Source organism: Paraburkholderia xenovorans LB400, from assembly GCF_000013645.1.
GTDB classification, from domain to species: domain Bacteria; phylum Pseudomonadota; class Gammaproteobacteria; order Burkholderiales; family Burkholderiaceae; genus Paraburkholderia; species Paraburkholderia xenovorans.
This window is the reverse complement of the sequence record NC_007951.1, coordinates 4,068,296-4,085,243: the sequence shown is the minus strand read 5'-3', so window position 1 is coordinate 4,085,243 and position 16,948 is coordinate 4,068,296. Positions and strand designations below refer to the sequence as shown.

Here is a 16,948-nt window from a genome sequence, read left to right as displayed (position 1 = left end):
CCCGTCAGCCGGCCCACGCAGCACAGCGGGCCGTCTCCGCCTGCGCATGCGCCGCGACATCGCAGGGTGTCGTCGCGGGTTTCATGCGATTCCAGGCAGCGGCTCGCGCATTACCGAACAGGTGGTCAATCATGCGTCCTTTGCGCCTGCCTCTCATGCATGCCCATCCCCAGACAGAAAAAGAACGCGAAACTCGCAAGGCCAATTCCGCCCGCTGGCTAGTCTCGCCGTCGGTCGCGGTGTTGGTGCTGTGGATGGCGATTCCGCTCGCGATGACGATCTGGTTTTCGTTCTCGCGCTATAACCTGTTGAACCCGGACCTCAAGGGCTTCGCGGGTTTCGACAACTATAAGTATCTGGCCAGCGATCCGTCGTTCGGCCCTTCGATCGGACACACGCTGGAACTGATCATCTCGGTGCTTCTGATCACGGTGGTCGGCGGCGTGCTGATGGCGATCCTGTTCGATCGCAAGTTCTACGGGCAGGGTATCGCGCGGCTGCTCGCCATTGCGCCGTTCTTCGTGATGCCGACTGTGAGCGCGTTGATCTGGAAGAACATGATCCTGCATCCGGTGTATGGCCTGATCGCGCAGGGCATGCGTGCGATGGGCATGACGCCGATCGACTGGTTCGCTGAATATCCGCTCTTTGCCGTGATCATGATCGTTGCGTGGCAGTGGCTGCCATTTGCTTTCCTGATTCTGTTCACAGCGATCCAGTCGCTCGATCAGGAGCAGAAGGAAGCAGCGCGCATCGACGGTGCGGGTCCGTTCTCGATGTTTTTCTACATCACGCTGCCTCACCTGAAACGGGCAATCGCGGTAGTGGTGATGATGGAAACGATTTTCCTGCTGTCGATCTTCGCCGAAATCTATACGACCACGGGCGGCGGTCCGGGCACCGCGACCACCAACCTGTCGTACCTGATCTATTCGCTGGGCCTGCAACAGTTCGACGTCGGTCTCGCCTCCGCGGGCGGCATTCTCGCTGTCGTGCTGGCCAATATCGTGTCGTTCTTCCTCGTGCGGATGCTCGCGAAGAACCTGAAAGGGGAGTACGAAAAATGAGCCATGTCGCCTCCAACCCGGTGTCGAGTTCGACTGCCATGACCGTGCCGGCGAAGTCGCCGTTCGCCGCGATTCGCCGCGCCATTCCCGGCGTGATCGCATGGCTCGTTGCGTTGCTGCTGTTCTTTCCGATCTTCTGGATGACGATCACCGCATTCAAGACGGAACAGCAGGCGTATTCGTCGTCGCTGTTTTTCATCCCGACGCTCGACAGCTTTCGCGAGGTGTTCGCGCGCAGCAATTACTTTTCGTTCGCGTGGAATTCGGTGCTGATCTCCGCGGGCGTGACGATTCTGTGCCTGCTTCTCGCCGTGCCGGCCGCGTATGCGATGGCGTTTTTTCCGACTCGCCGCACGCAGAAAGTGCTGCTGTGGATGCTCTCGACCAAGATGATGCCGTCGGTCGGCGTGCTGGTGCCGATCTATCTGCTGTGGAAAAACAGCGGGCTGCTCGATACGGTGTCGGGTTTGGTGATCGTCTATACGCTCATCAATCTGCCGATTGCGGTGTGGATGTCGTTCACGTACTTCGCCGAAATTCCGCGCGACATTCTCGAAGCTGGGCGGATCGACGGCGCGGCGACGTGGCAGGAAATCGTCTATCTGCTGATGCCGATGTCGCTGCCTGGGCTCGCGTCCACCGCGTTGCTGCTCGTGATCCTGTCGTGGAACGAAGCATTCTGGAGCATCAACCTGTCGAGCTCGAACGCCGCGCCGCTGACCGTGTTCATCGCCTCCTATTCGAGTCCTGAGGGCCTCTTCTGGGCCAAGCTGTCCGCCGCTTCGCTGCTGGCGGTCGCGCCGATCCTGATTGTCGGCTGGCTGTCGCAGAAGCAACTGGTGCGCGGCCTCACGTTCGGGGCGGTCAAATGACGGCAGGCACGAGTGGAAGCACGACAGTGGCTAATTTCGCGCTGATCTGCGATTGCGATGGTGTGCTGATCGACAGCGAAGCCGTGGCGGCGCGCATGCTGGTGCGTGAACTCGAAACGCGCTGGCCCGGCACGGATGTCGAGCCGGTGGTGTTGCCGCTGCTCGGACTGCGCATCGAGAAAGTGCTGCAAGGCACCGCGGCGCAACTCGGCAAAAGCCTCACGCCCGACGATATCGATGCGATCCGCCGCGCGGTTGAAGCCGCTGCGATGCAGGCGCCGATGGTCGAAGGGATTGAAGCCGCACTCGCTCAGGTGCCGCTCACCAAAGGTTGCGCGAGCAACAGCTTCCGCCCGTATGTGGAATCGGTGCTGGCGCGCACGGGGCTCGTGAGGTTTTTCGGCGACCGTCTGTTCTGCGCAGACGCGGTGCCGAATCCGAAGCCCGCGCCCGATGTCTATCTGGCCGCGGCGAGAGGCCTCGGACTCGCGCCCTCGCGGTGCCTCGTGGTGGAGGACAGCGTCACGGGCGTGACGGCGGCGAGCGCGGCGGGTATGACGGTGCTCGGTTTCATCGGCGGCGGCCATGCGAGCGATGCGCAGATCGACAAGCTGCATGCAGCGGGCGCGCGTCACGTGTTCGACGACATGCAGCAGTTGCCGGAACTGGTCGCGCAATGGACGCTGAGCGCGACGGCCGCAACGGCCGCAGCGCCGTAAAGCACGGCACATGTACGCATGACATCGAGAATCGGATCAACGCGGTGTCCTGGGAAACTCAGGTTACCGAAGCAACGGACAAGCAACACATAGCATTACACGGAGACACATCATGGCAAGCGTAACTCTGCGCAACATCAGGAAGGCGTACGACGACAACGAAGTGATGCGCGACATCAACCTCGATATCGCCGACGGCGAGTTCGTCGTGTTCGTGGGCCCGAGCGGTTGCGGTAAATCGACGCTGATGCGGATGATCGCCGGCCTCGAAGATATCAGCGGCGGCGATCTCACCATCGACGGCACGCGCATGAACGACGTGCCGCCCGCCAAGCGCGGCATCGCAATGGTGTTCCAGTCGTACGCGCTCTATCCGCACATGACGCTATACGACAACATGGCATTCGGCCTGAAACTCGCCGGCACCAAAAAGCCGGAAATCGACGCCGCCGTGCGCAATGCGGCGAAGATCCTGCACATCGACCATCTGCTCGATCGCAAGCCGAAGCAGTTGTCCGGCGGCCAGCGTCAGCGCGTGGCGATCGGCCGCGCGATTACGCGCAAGCCGAAGGTGTTCCTGTTCGACGAACCGCTGTCGAATCTCGACGCCGCGCTGCGCGTGAAAATGCGCCTCGAATTCGCGCGTCTGCATGACGAACTGAAGACCACGATGATCTATGTGACGCACGATCAGGTCGAAGCCATGACGCTGGCGGACAAGATCGTGGTGCTGTCGGCGGGCAATCTGGAGCAGGTCGGCAGCCCGACCATGCTGTATCACGCGCCGGCCAATCGCTTCGTGGCGGGATTCATCGGTTCGCCGAAAATGAACTTCATGGAAGGGGTGGTGCAGTCGGTCACGCACGACGGCGTCACGGTACGCTACGAAACCGGCGAGACGCAGCGCGTGGCGGTGGAGCCGGCCTCGGTCAAGCAGGGTGACAAGGTGACGGTCGGCATCCGCCCCGAGCATCTGCATGTGGGCATGGCCGACGACGGCGTCTCGGCCCGCACGATGGCGGTCGAATCGCTCGGCGACTCGGCGTATCTGTATGCAGAATCGAGCGTCGCGCCGGATGGACTGATCGCGCGGATTCCACCGCTTGAGCGGCATACCAAGGGCGAGATGCAGAAACTCGGCGCCGCGCCCGAGCATTGCCATCTGTTCGACAGCGCAGGCAAAGCATTCCAGCGCAAGATCGTCGAAGTGCTAGCTGCGTGAGTTTCCGGGGGCCGCGTCCATGCGGCTTCGCTCCCTCCGAGCTATGCAATGAGTCCCTGCCGCGCCGTCGAGCGCGGCATTTTTTTATCGATCAGGAACGCGTGCCTTCATTGCTCGGCCAACCCTGATGGGTTGAATCATGTGCACGCGTTGATGCCCCGCCTAGCCCCTCTGCCTCACCATTAATGAATAGTCATCACCTCGCGTACGCCTCAAAAAAATAGCATGGGAACTGACATCCCTTCCTGGCAACAGGTACTCGAGCGCACATGATCAAAGACCTTCAAGATACTTTTAAGCCACCGACCCGTCGCAAATTCATTGCCGATATCGCCCGGCTTTCGGTGGCCGGAGTCGTGACCGGATGGACGCCGGTCTATCAGATTGCCGCGCGCGCGCAAGACACCGCGCGCGTTCCGGCAAATTTCCCCGCCGGCATTCCACTATATAAACAGGCATTCCAGAACTGGAGCGGTGAAATTGCGGTAGCCGATGTCTGGACAGCGTCGCCCGATACGCCCGCCGCCGTGGTTACGATCGTCAACTGGGCGCGCGCAAACGGCTATCGCATCCGGCCTCGCGGCTATATGCACAACTGGTCGCCGCTGACGATCGACCGGACCACCGGAGCCTCCCAAGTCGTCCTGCTCGACATGACGAAGTCGCTCAACGCCATATCGGTGGACAAGTCATCTCAGCCTGCACGCGTCACGGCTCAAGCCGGCATTTCGATGGAAGCGCTACTGGCCACGCTCGAACAATCCGGTTTGGGTGTCACGGCCTCGCCCGCTCCAGGCGACATCACGCTAGGCGGCGCTCTTGCGATCGGCGCTCACGGAACAGCGATACCCGCTTCCGGCGAGGCTCCATTGAAGGGGCATACCTATGGTTCGCTGAGCAATTTGATCCTGTCGCTTACGGCGGTAGTGTTCGATGACCGGAAACAGCAGTATGTGCTGCGCACCTTCAAGCGTACCGAGCCCGACATCGGGGCGTTCCTCGTTCACCTGGGCCGCGCGCTGATCGTCGAGGCGACGCTCGAAGCGGGTGTCAACCAGAGGCTGCGCTGTCAGAGTTATGTGGATATTCCGGCATCCGAACTGTTCGCCTCGGCAAAGTCAGGGGGGCGTACGATCGAATCGTTCCTGGACCGCTCGGGCCGGATGGAGGCGATCTGGTTTCCGTTCACGAGTTGCCCGTGGCTCAAGGTGTGGTCCGTGCAGCCCAGCAGGCCGTTCTTCTCGCGTGAGGTGAAGCAGCCTTACAACTACCCATTTTCGGATTCTATTTCGCAGCCGCTGGCGGACCTGGTCAAACGTATTATGATCGGCGGCGAATGCTACCTGACGCCGCTTTTTGGGCAACTACAGATGGGGATCGTCGTCGCGGGGCTGGGTGTCACGTTCAGTAGCGATATCTGGGGCTGGTCGCGCAACGTTCTGCAATACATCCGTCCTTCGACGCTGCGCGTGACCGCAAACGGCTACGCGGTGCTTGCCCGGCGTGCCGACGTGCAACGCGTCATCTATGAGTTCGTCCAGTTCTACCAGAACCGGGTCGACGTCTACAGGCAACGCGGCGAATTTCCGATGAATGGCCCTGTCGAAATCCGCGTGACCGGGCTCGACCAGGCGGCCGATGTCGGGCCTGGTGCCGTTACGCCGTCGCTTGCCGCGCTCAAGCCGCGTCCCGACCATCCCGAGTGGAACATTGCCGTCTACTTCGACCTTTTGACGTTGCCCGGCACCCCGTTGGCGAACAGTTTTTATCGGGAAATCGAGCAATGGATGATGTCGAACTACGCTGGTTCATATGCGACTGTGCGTCCCGAATGGTCCAAAGGCTGGGCCTACACAAATGCCGAGCCCTGGCAGGACAGCATGATGATCGGCACCACGATTCCCAATCTGCACTCCGAGGGTCAACCGCCGGGGAGTAGCTGGAGCACGGCGCGCAATACGCTCAACCGCTACGACCCGTATCGCGTCTTCTCTTCCGCTTTGCTTGACACGCTGCTTCCCTAACCCGCGCGGCAAGCCTGTCCGCGAGGTCAGTTGTACTGGACATCGACAGGCAACACCATTGAGCGGCGATTCGTCATCGAGCCGCTGACCAATACCCGGCCAGACGGGTCATCTGGCATGTAAATCGACGAAGGAAATCAATATGCAACAACTGACTTCGACAAAAATCGACGCATTTTCTAGCGCGGGATTCATGTATTCGAACGCCTCGGCAGCGCCGCGCGCCGAACTCCGTTCCGGCGGACATGGACTTGAGCGGCACGCGTCGGGGTTCAGCGCCACATTCAGCAGCACGGCTGGCGTCAGCACAATCGCTGGGGCACGTGGCGAACGGTTAGCCAACTCGGCAGCCGTGAACTCGATGTCGATGCTCACCGGCCGGAACGGGAAGTCGACGTCTTCATCTTTTCCTGCATGCGGCAAGTCCGATAAATCTGCTGACGCAAGCGCCAAGGATGCGATGAGTTCGATTGGTTCAGCGATCATTGGCGGCGTGTCGAAGTGCAATGACCTGCTGAATACGCCGCTGGTTTCGTCGGTGGGTCAGATATTCAACAAGTTCGGCCTTTGCGGGAAACTCTGTCACCTCGCACCCGATCTCGGGGGTTACGCGGTTTCCAGAATGGTCGCCGGCGTTGGCAAGGCGCTTGGCGGCACCGGCTCGCCGGACTACCACTTCGAACACGAGTGGTTGCGCGGCGGATCGTCTTCGAAACAGACCTGAATTTTCGGCATACGTAGCCGGTCACGGGGGACACTGCGCCGTTCCGCCGCGAACCGGCAAGACGCGAAAACTCGGCGCGACGTCCGGGCATTGCCATCTGTTCGACAGCGCAGGGAAAGCATTCCAGCGTAAGATCGTCGAAGTGCTCGCCGCGTGACGATGGGAAAGCGGCGGGCGCGCCGCTTTCCTCGTAGTTTTCCGCTCCATCACGCTCTGGAACGCTCATGCCCGCCTATGTCGTCATTACGCGCGAGAAAACGCTCGATCCCGCCAAACTGGAAGAATATAAACAGGTTGCGCCTGCAACCTTCGAGCAGCATCCGGTGATGATGCTGGCGAGCCACGGGCGCAGGGAAGTGGTGGAAGGTCCGGCGATCGAAGATATTCTGATCCTCGAATTCACCAGCTACGACGAGGCGCTCGCCTGGTATCACAGCCCGGAGTATCAGGCCGTCAGCGATACGCGCCTGCAAGGGGCGGACTATCGCATCATCATTACGGAAGGCTTGCCGGTCATGTAAGCCGCGGTGGGCCGCTTTCAGCGCCGCATCGGATGGTGCCCAAGCCTTTCGCTCAGGCTTCGAGCGCGGCCCGCGCACACGATTCGTCGGTGACCAGTCCCGAGAGCCAGCCGCCCTTGAGCACCGCAATCAGCGCCTCGCGCTTGCGCTCGCCGCCGGCGAAACCGATGGTGGGGCGCCGCGGCGGCGAATCCAGCGCGATGCTCGTCACGCGCCGGCCAATCGGCAATTCCACGTGGGCGCCGGCCGAATCGATCGGCAGTCCGAGCATTTCGGCCACCGCGCCGTTCTGCATCAATTCCTTCACTTCCGCCGACGTAATGAAGCCGTCTTCGTGCAGCGGACAATTTGGCCCGATATTGCCGATGCCGACGAACGCCACGTCGGCCTGCGCCGACAGCGACTCGACGATCCGGTACAGCCGGTGATTGCACCACTGCGCGCGCTCCGCTTCGCTGTCGGCGAGCAGCGGCGCCGGCAGCAGAAAATGCTTGCCGCCCGTCTTCTCCGAAATGTGCAGCGCGACGTCATAGCGGTTCGAGGAGCCGTCCTGGGCGATCGCCCCGACCATCGATACCAGCCGGTGCTGCGGACGGTCCAGCTGCGCGATCTGATCGACGGCGGCCTTCAGCGTGCGGCCGCTGCTCACCGCGACCACCATCGGTTTTTCCTCGCCGAGATAGCGCTCCATCACCTGCGCGCCGGCTACCGCCAGCTTGCGGTCGACTTCCTCTGGCGTGTCGCTGTCGACCGGCACCACTTCGCACATGCTCAGGCCGTAGCGCTTGGACAGTTGATCGGCGAGCGCGAGGCAATCGGCCAGTTGATGATCGACGCGCACGCGAATCAGATTCTTTTCCACCGCGAAGGCGACCAGCCGCTGCGCGACCGGGCGCGACACCTGGAGCTTTTCGGCGATCTCGTTCTGGGTATTGCCGGCGACGTAGTAGAGCCACGCGGCGCGGGTAGCAAGATCTAATTTTTCTGTGGACTTGGGCACGGTGACGGTTCGCTTGAAGTGCGCCGATGATAGCAGCCGGTTCGCGCGCTTTGACTGAGCCTCGCGCGCCAACCGGTTGCGGATTGCCAGTCAGGCAAGCGGTTTCCGCGCAGGGTCGAACAACGGCCGCACATGGCGGTAAAGCGCGCGATACGCTTCGAGCCGCGCGCGCAGTTCGGCATGGCGGCGCGGGTTCGGCGTGAACTCCTTTTCGATCGGCGGCTTGGTCAGCACCGTGGCCGGATCGCCGCCGGCCGCCAGCCAGCCGAGCCGCGCCGCGCCGAGCGCCGCGCCGGTTTCGCCGCCGCCGTGCTTGCGCGTCGCGGTATCGAGCGAGTCGGCGAGCAACTGCGCCCAGTAGTCGCTGCGGGCGCCGCCGCCGAGCAGCGACAGCGCCTTCGCTTCGGTGCCGGCCGCGCGCAGCGCGTCGAGGCCGTCGGTGAGCGCGAGCGTGACGCCTTCGAGCACTGCGTAGCCGAGCAGCGCGCGATCGGTTGCGTGGTTCATGCCGAAGAACACGCCTTGCGCATACGGGTCGTTGTGCGGCGTGCGTTCGCCGGACAGATAGGGCAGGAAGAGTGGCGCGGTGTTCAATGCGTCAGCCGGGAGCGCCTCGATTTCGGCGAGCAGGGTCGGCTCGTCGGTGGAGGTGAGCTTGCAGACCCAGCGCAGACAACTCGCGGCGGACAGCACCACGCTCATCTGATGCCAGCGATCCGGAATCGCGTGGCAGAACGCATGCACGGCCGAAGCCGGATTCGGCCGGAAGCTGTCGCCCACCACGCACAGTACGCCCGACGTGCCGAGCGAAACGAAACCGTCGCCGGGTTGCGTCGCGCCGATGCCGATCGCGCTGGTGGCGTTGTCGCCGCCGCCGGCCGCGACGATCACGCCGTCGCTCAGGCCGAATTCGCGCGCCACCGCGGGCAGTAGCGTGCCCGACGGCTCGCTGCCTTCGGCGAGGCTCGGCATCTGCGCGCGCGACATGTTGCAGGCCGCGAGCAGCGAATCGGACCAGTCGCGTTTGGCGACGTCGAGCCACAGCGTGCCGGCCGCGTCCGATGGATCGGACACTTTGCCGCCGGTCAGTTGCAGGCGCAGGTAATCCTTCGGCAGCAGCACGCAGGCAGTGCGCGCGAAAATGTCGGGCTCATGGCGAGCGACCCACAGCAGCTTCGGCGCGGTGAAACCGGGCATGGCGAGATTGCCGGCCACGCTATGCAGCTCCGGCGCGCGTTCGGTCAATTCAGCGCATTCCTTGTCGCTGCGCATGTCGTTCCACAGGATCGCGGGACGCAACACGCGGTCCTGCGCATCCAGCAGCACGGCGCCGTGCATCTGACCCGACAGGCCGATGCCGCGAATCTGCGCGAACTCGTCGGGATATCTGGCGCGCAGGGCGGCGAGCGCTGCGCGCGTGCCTGCCCACCAGTCTTCGGGATTCTGCTCGGCCCAGCGTTGATGCTGGCGCGACACGGTAAACGGCGAGCCTGCGGTGCCGATCACGCGTCCGTTGGAGGCGAGCAGCAGAACTTTCACTTCGGACGTGCCGAGGTCGATGCCGAGATACATGGGCGCGGAACCTTCGTCGTTAGAGATGCGCTACTTTAGCCGCACATGGCGCGCGGTGCCATGCGCATTAAGCCTGGCACCGGCGCGCTTCGATGCCGCGTGGGGCTTCCTGAGCTTCCTGAATGCGAGGCTGGCGAGGCCGGCGCTCAAACCACGCCGCGTCTGGCCAGCCAGACATCGACGCGCGCCAGTGCACCCTCCAGCGCCGACTCCAGTTCCGGTGTCTGCGCCATGCTGCCCCATAGCAGACGGTCGGCGGCGAACGCCTTCAATGGATCGGGCGCCGCGAAAAAGCCCCGCGCGACGCGCTCATCCATCACGCCATCCTGATACGTGTACGGCAGCTTGCCGGCGTTCCAGCGCTCCAGAAAGCGGAAGAACAGCGCGGGCAGCATCGCCGTCGCCGCCGGCGTGACGCCGCGCTCGAAACACTCCGCCAGCGTCGGCGCAATGAAGCCGGGCAGCTTGGAAAAACCGTCCGCCGCAACGCGCTGGTTCGTGTCCTGGATATACGGATTGCTGAAGCGTTCGAGCACCACGTCGCGATAGCGTTCGAGATCGAGCGGACTCGGCGTGAGACATGGAATCACGTCTTCCGTGACGTAGTCGAAAGCGAACTTGCGGATGTCCGCGTCGAGCGTGCCTTCGTGAATATAGTTCAGCCCGATCAGCGTCCCCGCCCACGCGATGCAACTGTGCGGCGCGTTGAGAATGCGGATCTTCGCTTCCTCGTACGGCATCACCGAGTCGACCAGTTCCGCGCCGACCTTTTCCCAGGCCGGGCGGCCCGCGATGAACCGGTCTTCGATCACCCATTGGATGAACGCTTCGCCCATCACCGGGCAGGCGTCGTCGACGCCGGTGGCGGCCTTGACGCGCTCACGCACATCCGGCGTGGGACGCGGCGTGATGCGGTCGACCATCGAGCTCGGGCAGGCAGTGTTGTCGTCGAACCATTGCGCCAGTTCGTCCGCGCCGCGCCGTTCGAGAAACTCGCTCATGCCCGCATGGAAGCGCTCGCCGTTGCTGCGCAGGTTGTCGCAGGTCTGCAGCGTGACCGGGCCCGCGCCGCGCTTCATGCGCGCGTCGAGAATCGCGGCGAGTGCGCCGTAAATGGTGGTGTGGCCGCCGTTGAGGTCGGCGGCGAGATCGGCGTTGGCGGTGTCGAGTTCGTCCTCTTCGTCGAGGTAATAGCCGCCTTCGGTCACGGTGAACGCGATGATCCTGCAGGCCGGATCCGCGCCCGCCTCGATCAGCGCGTCGAGGCTCCCGGTCCACGGCACGACGCGCTCGATCGAGCGAATCGTTTCGTATGCGCGCTCACCTTGGGGCGTGACGGTCTCGAGCGTGTACACGCCGTTTTGCGCGGCAAGTGCTTCGAGCACCGCATTCATATCGCTGCGGATATTGCCGACCGTCAGCGACCAGTGCGGCTCGCCGGGCACTTTGGCCTCGTTCAACCGATGCAGATACCACGCTTGATGGGCGCGATGAAACGATCCCGCGCCGATGTGCAGGATCACGTGTGCGGCCGCGCCGCTGCCTTGCCCGCTGTTCATGTGCGTCTCCTGAATGTCTTTGCCCGCACGACTCGAAGCGTGCGTTTTTCTCGTGAGTGTCCGGCCTGGCGCTTCGCGTCAGCTCCCTTAGGAGCAGGAAAACGTAGGCGGCCCCGGCGTCTTCCTGAAAATGGAGCATTTGCTCTGCTTGTGAGCGAATGATCGTACCCGCTGAAACGAAAGTCAAGGCGGGGTCGCAGGCTTTTTTGTGGCGCAGCGCGGCGCGGCGGGATTTTTCGGGACGGCGCGCGCAGCGCGTGGGCGTGACGGGGGCGCGTTACCGCGTGTATTGCGTTGCATCAAATTTGACATGCGATGCGCCAGGCCTGACCCGAATGCAAAAAAGTATCGAGCCGCGGTTTCATTTTTAGTGGTGCAGCGGGCGTTTGAGGGTTACGTTCCGCTATATAAGACAAAAACCGGCGGCGCCTTTGGCAGGCCGCTTCATGGAGGCAGACAGTGCAACCCGATCTCGAACTCGTGGCCGTACGCCGCGACGATCGTTCAAAGTGTGGTCGCACGGCTATCCGTATCGCACCGTGCGTTGGCACTTTCATCCCGAATACGAAATTCATCTGATCGTGGCGACGACCGGCAAGATGTTCGTTGGCGATCACATCGGCAGCTTCATGCCTGGCAATCTGGTGTTGACGGGGCCGAACCTGCCGCATAACTGGGTGAGCGACGTGCCGGAAGGCGAGACGATTGCGCAGCGTAATCTGGTCCTGCAATTCGGGCAGGAGTTCGTGTCGAACTGCGCCGACTGTTTTCCGGAGTGGCGGCAGGTCGAGACGCTGCTTGCCGATTCGCGCCGAGGTATCTCGTTCGGCGCGCAAACGAGCGACGTTATCCAGCCGCTGTTCCTCGAATTGCTGGCGGCGCGCGGACTGCGCCGGCTAGGCCTGTTCATGTCGATGCTGGAAATCCTGACGGGCGCCGCGGATCGCCAGATTCTGGCGAGTCCCGCCTATCAGGCCGACCCGGCCAGTTTCGCGTCGACCCGCATCAATCACGTGCTGTCGTATATCGGCGAAAACCTCGCGAACGAATTGCGCGAGTCGGATCTCGCGCAATTCGCGGGACAGAACGTCAGCGCGTTCTCGCGCTATTTCCGCCGCCATGCCGGGCTGCCGTTCGTGCAATACGTGAACCGCATGCGAATCAACCTTGCGTGCCAGTTGCTCACCGACCAAGCGTTGAGCGTGACCGACATCTGTTTCAGGGCGGGCTTTAACAACCTGTCGAATTTCAACCGGCAGTTTCTCGCGGTCAAGGGTATGGCACCTTCAAAGTTCCGCCGCTTTCAGCAACAGAACGACGCGAGCCGCGACGCCTCCGAAGAAGCCGCGGCGCGCGGTGTGGGTGTCGACGATGCGCCCGCTCTCACGCCCGGTCTGCCGCGCAGTGTCGCCGCCGCTTATCCACCGGCGTAGTTCGAGGCGCAGGCTTCCAGCCGAAGCGATTCATCTCTTTCGTTAAAAAATTGCCGCGCGTGGCACGGCGGCTGTGGTAACGCTGGTCCTCGGCCTGCCGTTCATCGCCATGCTGGTTGTGCAGGCCTCGTTGCTAACACGGCGACCTCGGCGAAGAACGACCTCGGCGAAGAAGATGGGCATTGTGCTCGCCGCCCAATAAACGATTATACAGTTGTACTACAAAATACCGGAGAACGACGTTGGAATCTTCGTGTCCTTCCCTCGCCACATGGGCAAGACAAGGACACGAACCGATTTAACCACTCTGCCAGGAGGCAAGCATGACAACGTCTTCCGTGAACGGTACTTCATCCGCGTACTTGTCCTATTCGGACAATGTGCTAAGCACTGGCGCTCAGCTGGATTCTCGCGATCAACAGACGGGAAGGTCGACGCCGTCGCAGCAGTCTGGATCGGGCTACCCGTTGCCTGACCAACTCGCGGGCGGGCAGCCGACGCAGGACCGGCTTTTGGGTTACGACCTGAGGGCCAGGACCAGCCGGGAAGGCATGCTGAAAATTCAGGTGTTGCGGCGCAGAGCCGGGCGCTCTCCCACGAAAGCACCGCCGACGGGTGGAGAGGGAGGTATTGCGTCACTCAATGCTGTCATGAAGCCGCCAGTCACGTCGCTTCCCCAGCCATTCCATCCATTCGCCAGCCTCCCGATCGCCTTGCGCCACTACAACGCGTTATATCAGCCATCCGTGGAAAACAACAACGAGTATCTGTTTCAGACGAGACGAGGTCATGAAGATTGGACCGGCTGTCTCGGTAGTACCCAATATATCCAGTCTGTAGCGGCGCAAAGCGGGCAGGATTTGATGGCGGCCTCCTCTGAGGTGGTCGCCAGACTCGAAGGAAAACAGGGCGAGGACGTGCGCCAACGCACTGCAGCGGAAATGTCCGATTTGCAGTTGAGGTATGCCTATGCCGGGCATGTGCCTCTCGCCAATCATGTCGAGATGCCTGAACGGAATTGGGACGACGGGCAGCACACTCCCAGGGAAGCTGCCCGTTCAATCATCGCCGAATTGGCAAACCGTTTTTCGACGCCCTTCAGACCACTGGGAGAGAGATATGGCGCACCAGTCCAGTTCGTTGGAGTGACAACCGAAATGGGTGCGCCGGCAGAGCTGGGCGCATATGATGACGACTTTTTCACCCATTATTTCGGCATTCAAAGACTTCACCGCACTGGCGATTATCGGAGCGACGACTATGAGATTTTCGACAACAACTTCGGGGCGTTTCGATACGCCAACTTCAACCAGCTATCCGCTGCATTGACCGCCGACTTCGATATATCGGCGCCACGCTCCGGTCGCGTGAGGTTTTTCGGACTTGACTCTCAGGCCATGATTCACGTGAGGCAGCACGGACTCAGCGACCTGAACCTGGGTGCTGTCGGAGGCAGCTATGGAATTCCTCTGCCTGCGCAGCCGGGCGGCTACGCGACGCTGACGCCACCGCGAGCGGACTTGCCGCGACCGGACTGGGATCAGCCAGGGCCGTCGTGGCGTGATGAACTGAAGAAGCGCAGCACGGACACGGCGGCGGACACGCGTGAGGGTGCACTGTACCGTCCGTCGGCGGTTAGTCCGCAGGAGTTGAAGGCGCATGGCGGTTTCAATGGCGAAGACACGCCGCTGCGCAACGTCAATCTGGACCTGCACGATTCGGCGGTGGCGAGGGATCCGCACAACAGCGATGGCGGCGGCTATCTGGGCACGTACCGGAGCGCGTTTACAGCGCAGCAGAAGATGCCGGCGAAGAACGGCTACATCTACGACGTGGCGCCTTCGCCGAACATGGTGGATGTCAGCGGCTCGCTGGGTGCGCATGCGCGCAACCCGGCGCAAGGCGAGGTGGCGGCGATGGGCCGTATCGACTACAACCAGGTGCGCGGCTGGTGGCAGATGAAAAACGGCGAGGTGGGCAACTACACAGCCAATCCAGACTATCGTTGGGACGTGTATGACCAGACCAGTACGGCCGGCGCGCAGCCGCAACTGGCGGGCTTCGCGGGCGATGACCCGGCGTGGGGCGACACGCTGCACAAGCCGTTCATCGGCTCAACGAGCCTGCGCGACGGCAAGACGATTTACACGCCGAAGCAGGATCCTGATCTGACGCAGGCGCAGTTTTACGGGCATGCACTGGAGAAGATCCAGGCCTTGGCGAATGGGCAGCATTACGCGGGCCCAGTTGCGATTCGTGCGAAGGACGGCTGGGCGGGCGGAGCGTTCGGCGTGCTGACGCCGCTCAGTGGAGTAAATGATCCGCTTGCGCCTGGTGGCTCGTCTGGCGCCCCGCACGACCGTGTGGGCGTGCGCAACACGCAGACGCCGGACCAGGACGCCGGCAGCGCGATCATCACCCCGGACGGGCGTATCGAGTTCACGGACCCGTCTTACAAGGGAAGCGTGATGCGCCCGGATAGTGAAGGTTTTCTGTATGCGGACAGCCGCGGCAACAGCACGGGCGACAAGAGCGGTTCGTTTCACTACGACACGGATCATCACCTGGTCAGCAACGCAAACGGTCAGAGGGTGACTTATGACGCGAACGGCTATGCACAGCTATCCGCGACGCGGAACCCGGGGCCGTTCGAGGAAACGAAGAGCCGGTGGGACATCGTGGACCGCAACGGCAAGACGGTGACGCCGGCGGCGGACCCGAGGTCATACACGGACAATGACGCGGGTCGTGCGGAAACACAATACCGTTTCGAGCAGGATCCGGACTCGGTGTTGCCGTCCGGCACGACATCGTTCGTGACCGGGGTGCCGAGCGAACCGGACTATGCCAGCTTCAAGGACTGGCTGGTCGAAGCGCCGAGGGGAAGCGGTCCGCGCATTCACGCGTGGCTGAAGCATCACAACGCTGCGTTGCTGTACCGGGACGGTTCCTACGTGGTGCCAGGTGAATCGGGCGAACTGAAGCTATACAACCTGGATGGCGTGGCGCAAACCAGGGTGTTAGGGGAGCCGCCACGCACCTATCGGGTACCCGACGCGCTGTGGGTGCAGATGCAGAATTACACGAACAAACGCGTGGCTTTCGAAGAGCGGAACAAGCCGGTTTAAAGTGAGCGGCGATGCGCTGTCTGGGGCTTTGGCGGCGCTGCGCGCTCCGTCCACGTTGTTCAGATGATCGCTTACGTTCCGCACGGGTGCAATGCGAGCAGACCACTGTGACCTCAAGCAAAGGCCGACATCCCGGGGGCACAGCCAGCGCAGCGCAGGAAAACAGGACCTACAGCATCGTCCTGACATGCCAAAGCTCAGGAAACAGAACCACATCTAACATCTTGCGCAAATAAGGAGCCCCACTGGTTCCCCCAGTCCCTTGCTTGAACCCAATAATCCTCTCAACCGTAGTGACATGCCTGAACCGCCACTGCCGAAAAGCATCTTCCAGATCGACAAGCTCCTCAGCCATCTCATAGAGCTCCCAATATTGCGAAGGATTCCGATAAACCTCAAGCCAGGCTGCTTCGACAGAAGCATCATGAACAGTAGGCTGAGTCCAATCCCTCTCGAGCCGGGAAGGCGAAATCGCAAACCCACGCCGCGCCAGCAACCGAATCACCTCGTCATAAAAAGAAGGCGCTTCCAGCGAAGCCTTAACCTCGGCAAACACATCAGCCCGATGCGCATGCGGCTTCAGCATCAGCTCATTCTTGTTACCGAGCAAAAACTCGATCTGCCGATACTGATACGACTGAAACCCCGAAGAACTCCCGAGATAAGGCCGCATCGCCGTATATTCCGACGGCGTCATCGTTGCAAGAACACTCCAGGCCTGCACGAGCTGCTCCATGATCCGCGACACGCGCGCGAGCATCTTGAACGCCGGCGGCAACTCATCACGGCCCACGGCCTGCAACGCCGCCCGCAACTCATACAACGCGAGCTTCATCCACAACTCGCTGGTCTGATGCTGGATGATGAACAGCATCTCGTTGTGATCCGGCGACAACGGATGCTGCGCATCCAGCACCGTCCCGAGCGACAGATAATCGCCGTAACTCATCGACTCCGAAAAATCGAGCTGCGCGTCATGCCAGCCGTCGCCTGAATCAGCGGCCGGGGCGGCCGCATGAGAAGCAACGCTCCCATGCCCAAACGGACATCCCTGCGCCGGTTTCTCTTCCGGCAACCCCGGTGTTTGCATGTGATCGGTCATCGCGT

13 protein-coding genes and 1 pseudogene are annotated in these 16,948 nt (G+C 62.1%); 9 read left to right on the top strand and 5 right to left on the bottom strand.

The window, feature by feature from the left end; genetic code table 11:
* Positions 1–131 precede the first annotated feature (131 nt).
* The 5 genes from BXE_RS18290 (at position 132) to BXE_RS18270 (ending at position 5,904) form a co-directional block, all read left to right on the top strand.
* Positions 132–1,067 (top strand): carbohydrate ABC transporter permease, encoded by a 936-nt coding sequence (locus BXE_RS18290; RefSeq protein WP_011489710.1) that lies wholly within the window; start codon positions 132–134, stop codon positions 1,065–1,067.
* 38 nt (positions 1,068–1,105) lie between these two features.
* Complete coding sequence (locus BXE_RS18285; RefSeq protein WP_085953628.1) at positions 1,106–1,939, top strand: carbohydrate ABC transporter permease; 834 nt, start codon at positions 1,106–1,108, stop codon at positions 1,937–1,939.
* Positions 1,936–2,658 carry an HAD family hydrolase gene (locus tag BXE_RS18280; protein WP_011489708.1) on the top strand — a complete coding sequence of 241 codons (723 nt, stop codon included), beginning with the start codon at positions 1,936–1,938 and terminating at the stop codon, positions 2,656–2,658. Before BXE_RS18285 ends, BXE_RS18280 begins: the two co-directional genes overlap by 4 nt.
* A gap of 112 nt (positions 2,659–2,770) precedes the next feature.
* The gene (locus tag BXE_RS18275) at positions 2,771–3,880 is read left to right on the top strand and encodes an ABC transporter ATP-binding protein (protein ID WP_011489707.1); all 1,110 of its coding nucleotides are present in this window, start codon (positions 2,771–2,773) and stop codon (positions 3,878–3,880) included.
* Positions 3,881–4,149: 269 nt separating this feature from the next.
* Positions 4,150–5,904, top strand: a complete 1,755-nt coding sequence (locus BXE_RS18270) for a cholesterol oxidase substrate-binding domain-containing protein (RefSeq protein ID WP_011489706.1) — start codon at positions 4,150–4,152, stop codon at positions 5,902–5,904.
* 108 nt (positions 5,905–6,012) lie between these two features.
* On the opposite strand, the gene BXE_RS47270 is transcribed toward BXE_RS18270, so the two are convergent.
* Positions 6,013–6,390, bottom strand: coding sequence for a hypothetical protein (locus BXE_RS47270; protein ID WP_233518762.1), 378 nt, complete (start codon positions 6,388–6,390; stop codon positions 6,013–6,015).
* Between BXE_RS47270 and BXE_RS47265 the strand changes: the two genes are divergently transcribed.
* The gene (locus BXE_RS47265; RefSeq protein ID WP_233518763.1) at positions 6,365–6,628 is read left to right on the top strand and encodes a hypothetical protein; all 264 of its coding nucleotides are present in this window, start codon (positions 6,365–6,367) and stop codon (positions 6,626–6,628) included. The two genes, BXE_RS47270 and BXE_RS47265, sit on opposite strands and share 26 nt — an antisense overlap.
* Positions 6,629–6,852: 224 nt before the next feature.
* On the top strand, positions 6,853–7,149 hold the full coding sequence (locus tag BXE_RS18260; RefSeq protein ID WP_011489704.1) for a DUF1330 domain-containing protein: 297 nt from the start codon (positions 6,853–6,855) through the stop codon (positions 7,147–7,149).
* A 52-nt stretch (positions 7,150–7,201) separates the two neighbouring features.
* Here BXE_RS18260 and BXE_RS18255 read toward each other — a convergent pair whose 3' ends face one another.
* The 3 genes from BXE_RS18255 to dalD all read right to left on the bottom strand — a co-directional run bounded on the left by BXE_RS18255 (position 7,202) and on the right by dalD (position 11,280).
* A complete protein-coding gene (locus BXE_RS18255; protein WP_011489703.1) occupies positions 7,202–8,149 on the bottom strand; it encodes a sugar-binding transcriptional regulator in 948 nt (315 codons plus the stop codon).
* A gap of 90 nt (positions 8,150–8,239) precedes the next feature.
* Entirely contained in the window at positions 8,240–9,721 is a 1,482-nt protein-coding gene (gene xylB / locus BXE_RS18250) for a xylulokinase (protein WP_011489702.1), read from the bottom strand.
* 146 nt (positions 9,722–9,867) lie between these two features.
* On the bottom strand, positions 9,868–11,280 hold the full coding sequence (dalD, locus tag BXE_RS18245; protein ID WP_011489701.1) for a D-arabinitol 4-dehydrogenase: 1,413 nt from the start codon (positions 11,278–11,280) through the stop codon (positions 9,868–9,870).
* Positions 11,281–11,739: 459 nt separating this feature from the next.
* Here dalD and BXE_RS18240 point away from each other — a divergent pair.
* Both BXE_RS18240 and BXE_RS47260 read left to right on the top strand, forming a co-directional pair.
* Positions 11,740–12,713 (top strand): annotated as a pseudogene (locus BXE_RS18240) (AraC family transcriptional regulator).
* Between the two features lie 1,397 nt (positions 12,714–14,110).
* On the top strand, positions 14,111–15,841 hold the full coding sequence (locus BXE_RS47260; protein ID WP_233518764.1) for an enterotoxin A family protein: 1,731 nt from the start codon (positions 14,111–14,113) through the stop codon (positions 15,839–15,841).
* 169 nt (positions 15,842–16,010) lie between these two features.
* Here the strand turns inward: BXE_RS47260 and kynA are convergent, their stop codons facing one another.
* The gene (gene kynA / locus BXE_RS18230) at positions 16,011–16,943 is read right to left on the bottom strand and encodes a tryptophan 2,3-dioxygenase (RefSeq protein ID WP_011489698.1); all 933 of its coding nucleotides are present in this window, start codon (positions 16,941–16,943) and stop codon (positions 16,011–16,013) included.
* Positions 16,944–16,948 lie beyond the last annotated feature (5 nt).

Coding starts and splice junctions, on each gene's coding strand:
- BXE_RS18290 (WP_011489710.1), top strand. CDS start 132: ATGCGTCCTTTGCGCCTGCCTCTCATGCATGCCCATCCCCAGACAGAA.
- BXE_RS18285 (WP_085953628.1), top strand. CDS start 1,106: ATGACCGTGCCGGCGAAGTCGCCGTTCGCCGCGATTCGCCGCGCCATT.
- BXE_RS18280 (WP_011489708.1), top strand. CDS start 1,936: ATGACGGCAGGCACGAGTGGAAGCACGACAGTGGCTAATTTCGCGCTG.
- BXE_RS18275 (WP_011489707.1), top strand. CDS start 2,771: ATGGCAAGCGTAACTCTGCGCAACATCAGGAAGGCGTACGACGACAAC.
- BXE_RS18270 (WP_011489706.1), top strand. CDS start 4,150: ATGATCAAAGACCTTCAAGATACTTTTAAGCCACCGACCCGTCGCAAA.
- BXE_RS47265 (WP_233518763.1), top strand. CDS start 6,365: ATGAGTTCGATTGGTTCAGCGATCATTGGCGGCGTGTCGAAGTGCAAT.
- BXE_RS47270 (WP_233518762.1), bottom strand. CDS start 6,390: ATGATCGCTGAACCAATCGAACTCATCGCATCCTTGGCGCTTGCGTCA.
- BXE_RS18260 (WP_011489704.1), top strand. CDS start 6,853: ATGCCCGCCTATGTCGTCATTACGCGCGAGAAAACGCTCGATCCCGCC.
- xylB (WP_011489702.1), bottom strand. CDS start 9,721: ATGTATCTCGGCATCGACCTCGGCACGTCCGAAGTGAAAGTTCTGCTG.
- dalD (WP_011489701.1), bottom strand. CDS start 11,280: ATGAACAGCGGGCAAGGCAGCGGCGCGGCCGCACACGTGATCCTGCAC.
- BXE_RS47260 (WP_233518764.1), top strand. CDS start 14,111: ATGATTCACGTGAGGCAGCACGGACTCAGCGACCTGAACCTGGGTGCT.
- kynA (WP_011489698.1), bottom strand. CDS start 16,943: ATGACCGATCACATGCAAACACCGGGGTTGCCGGAAGAGAAACCGGCG.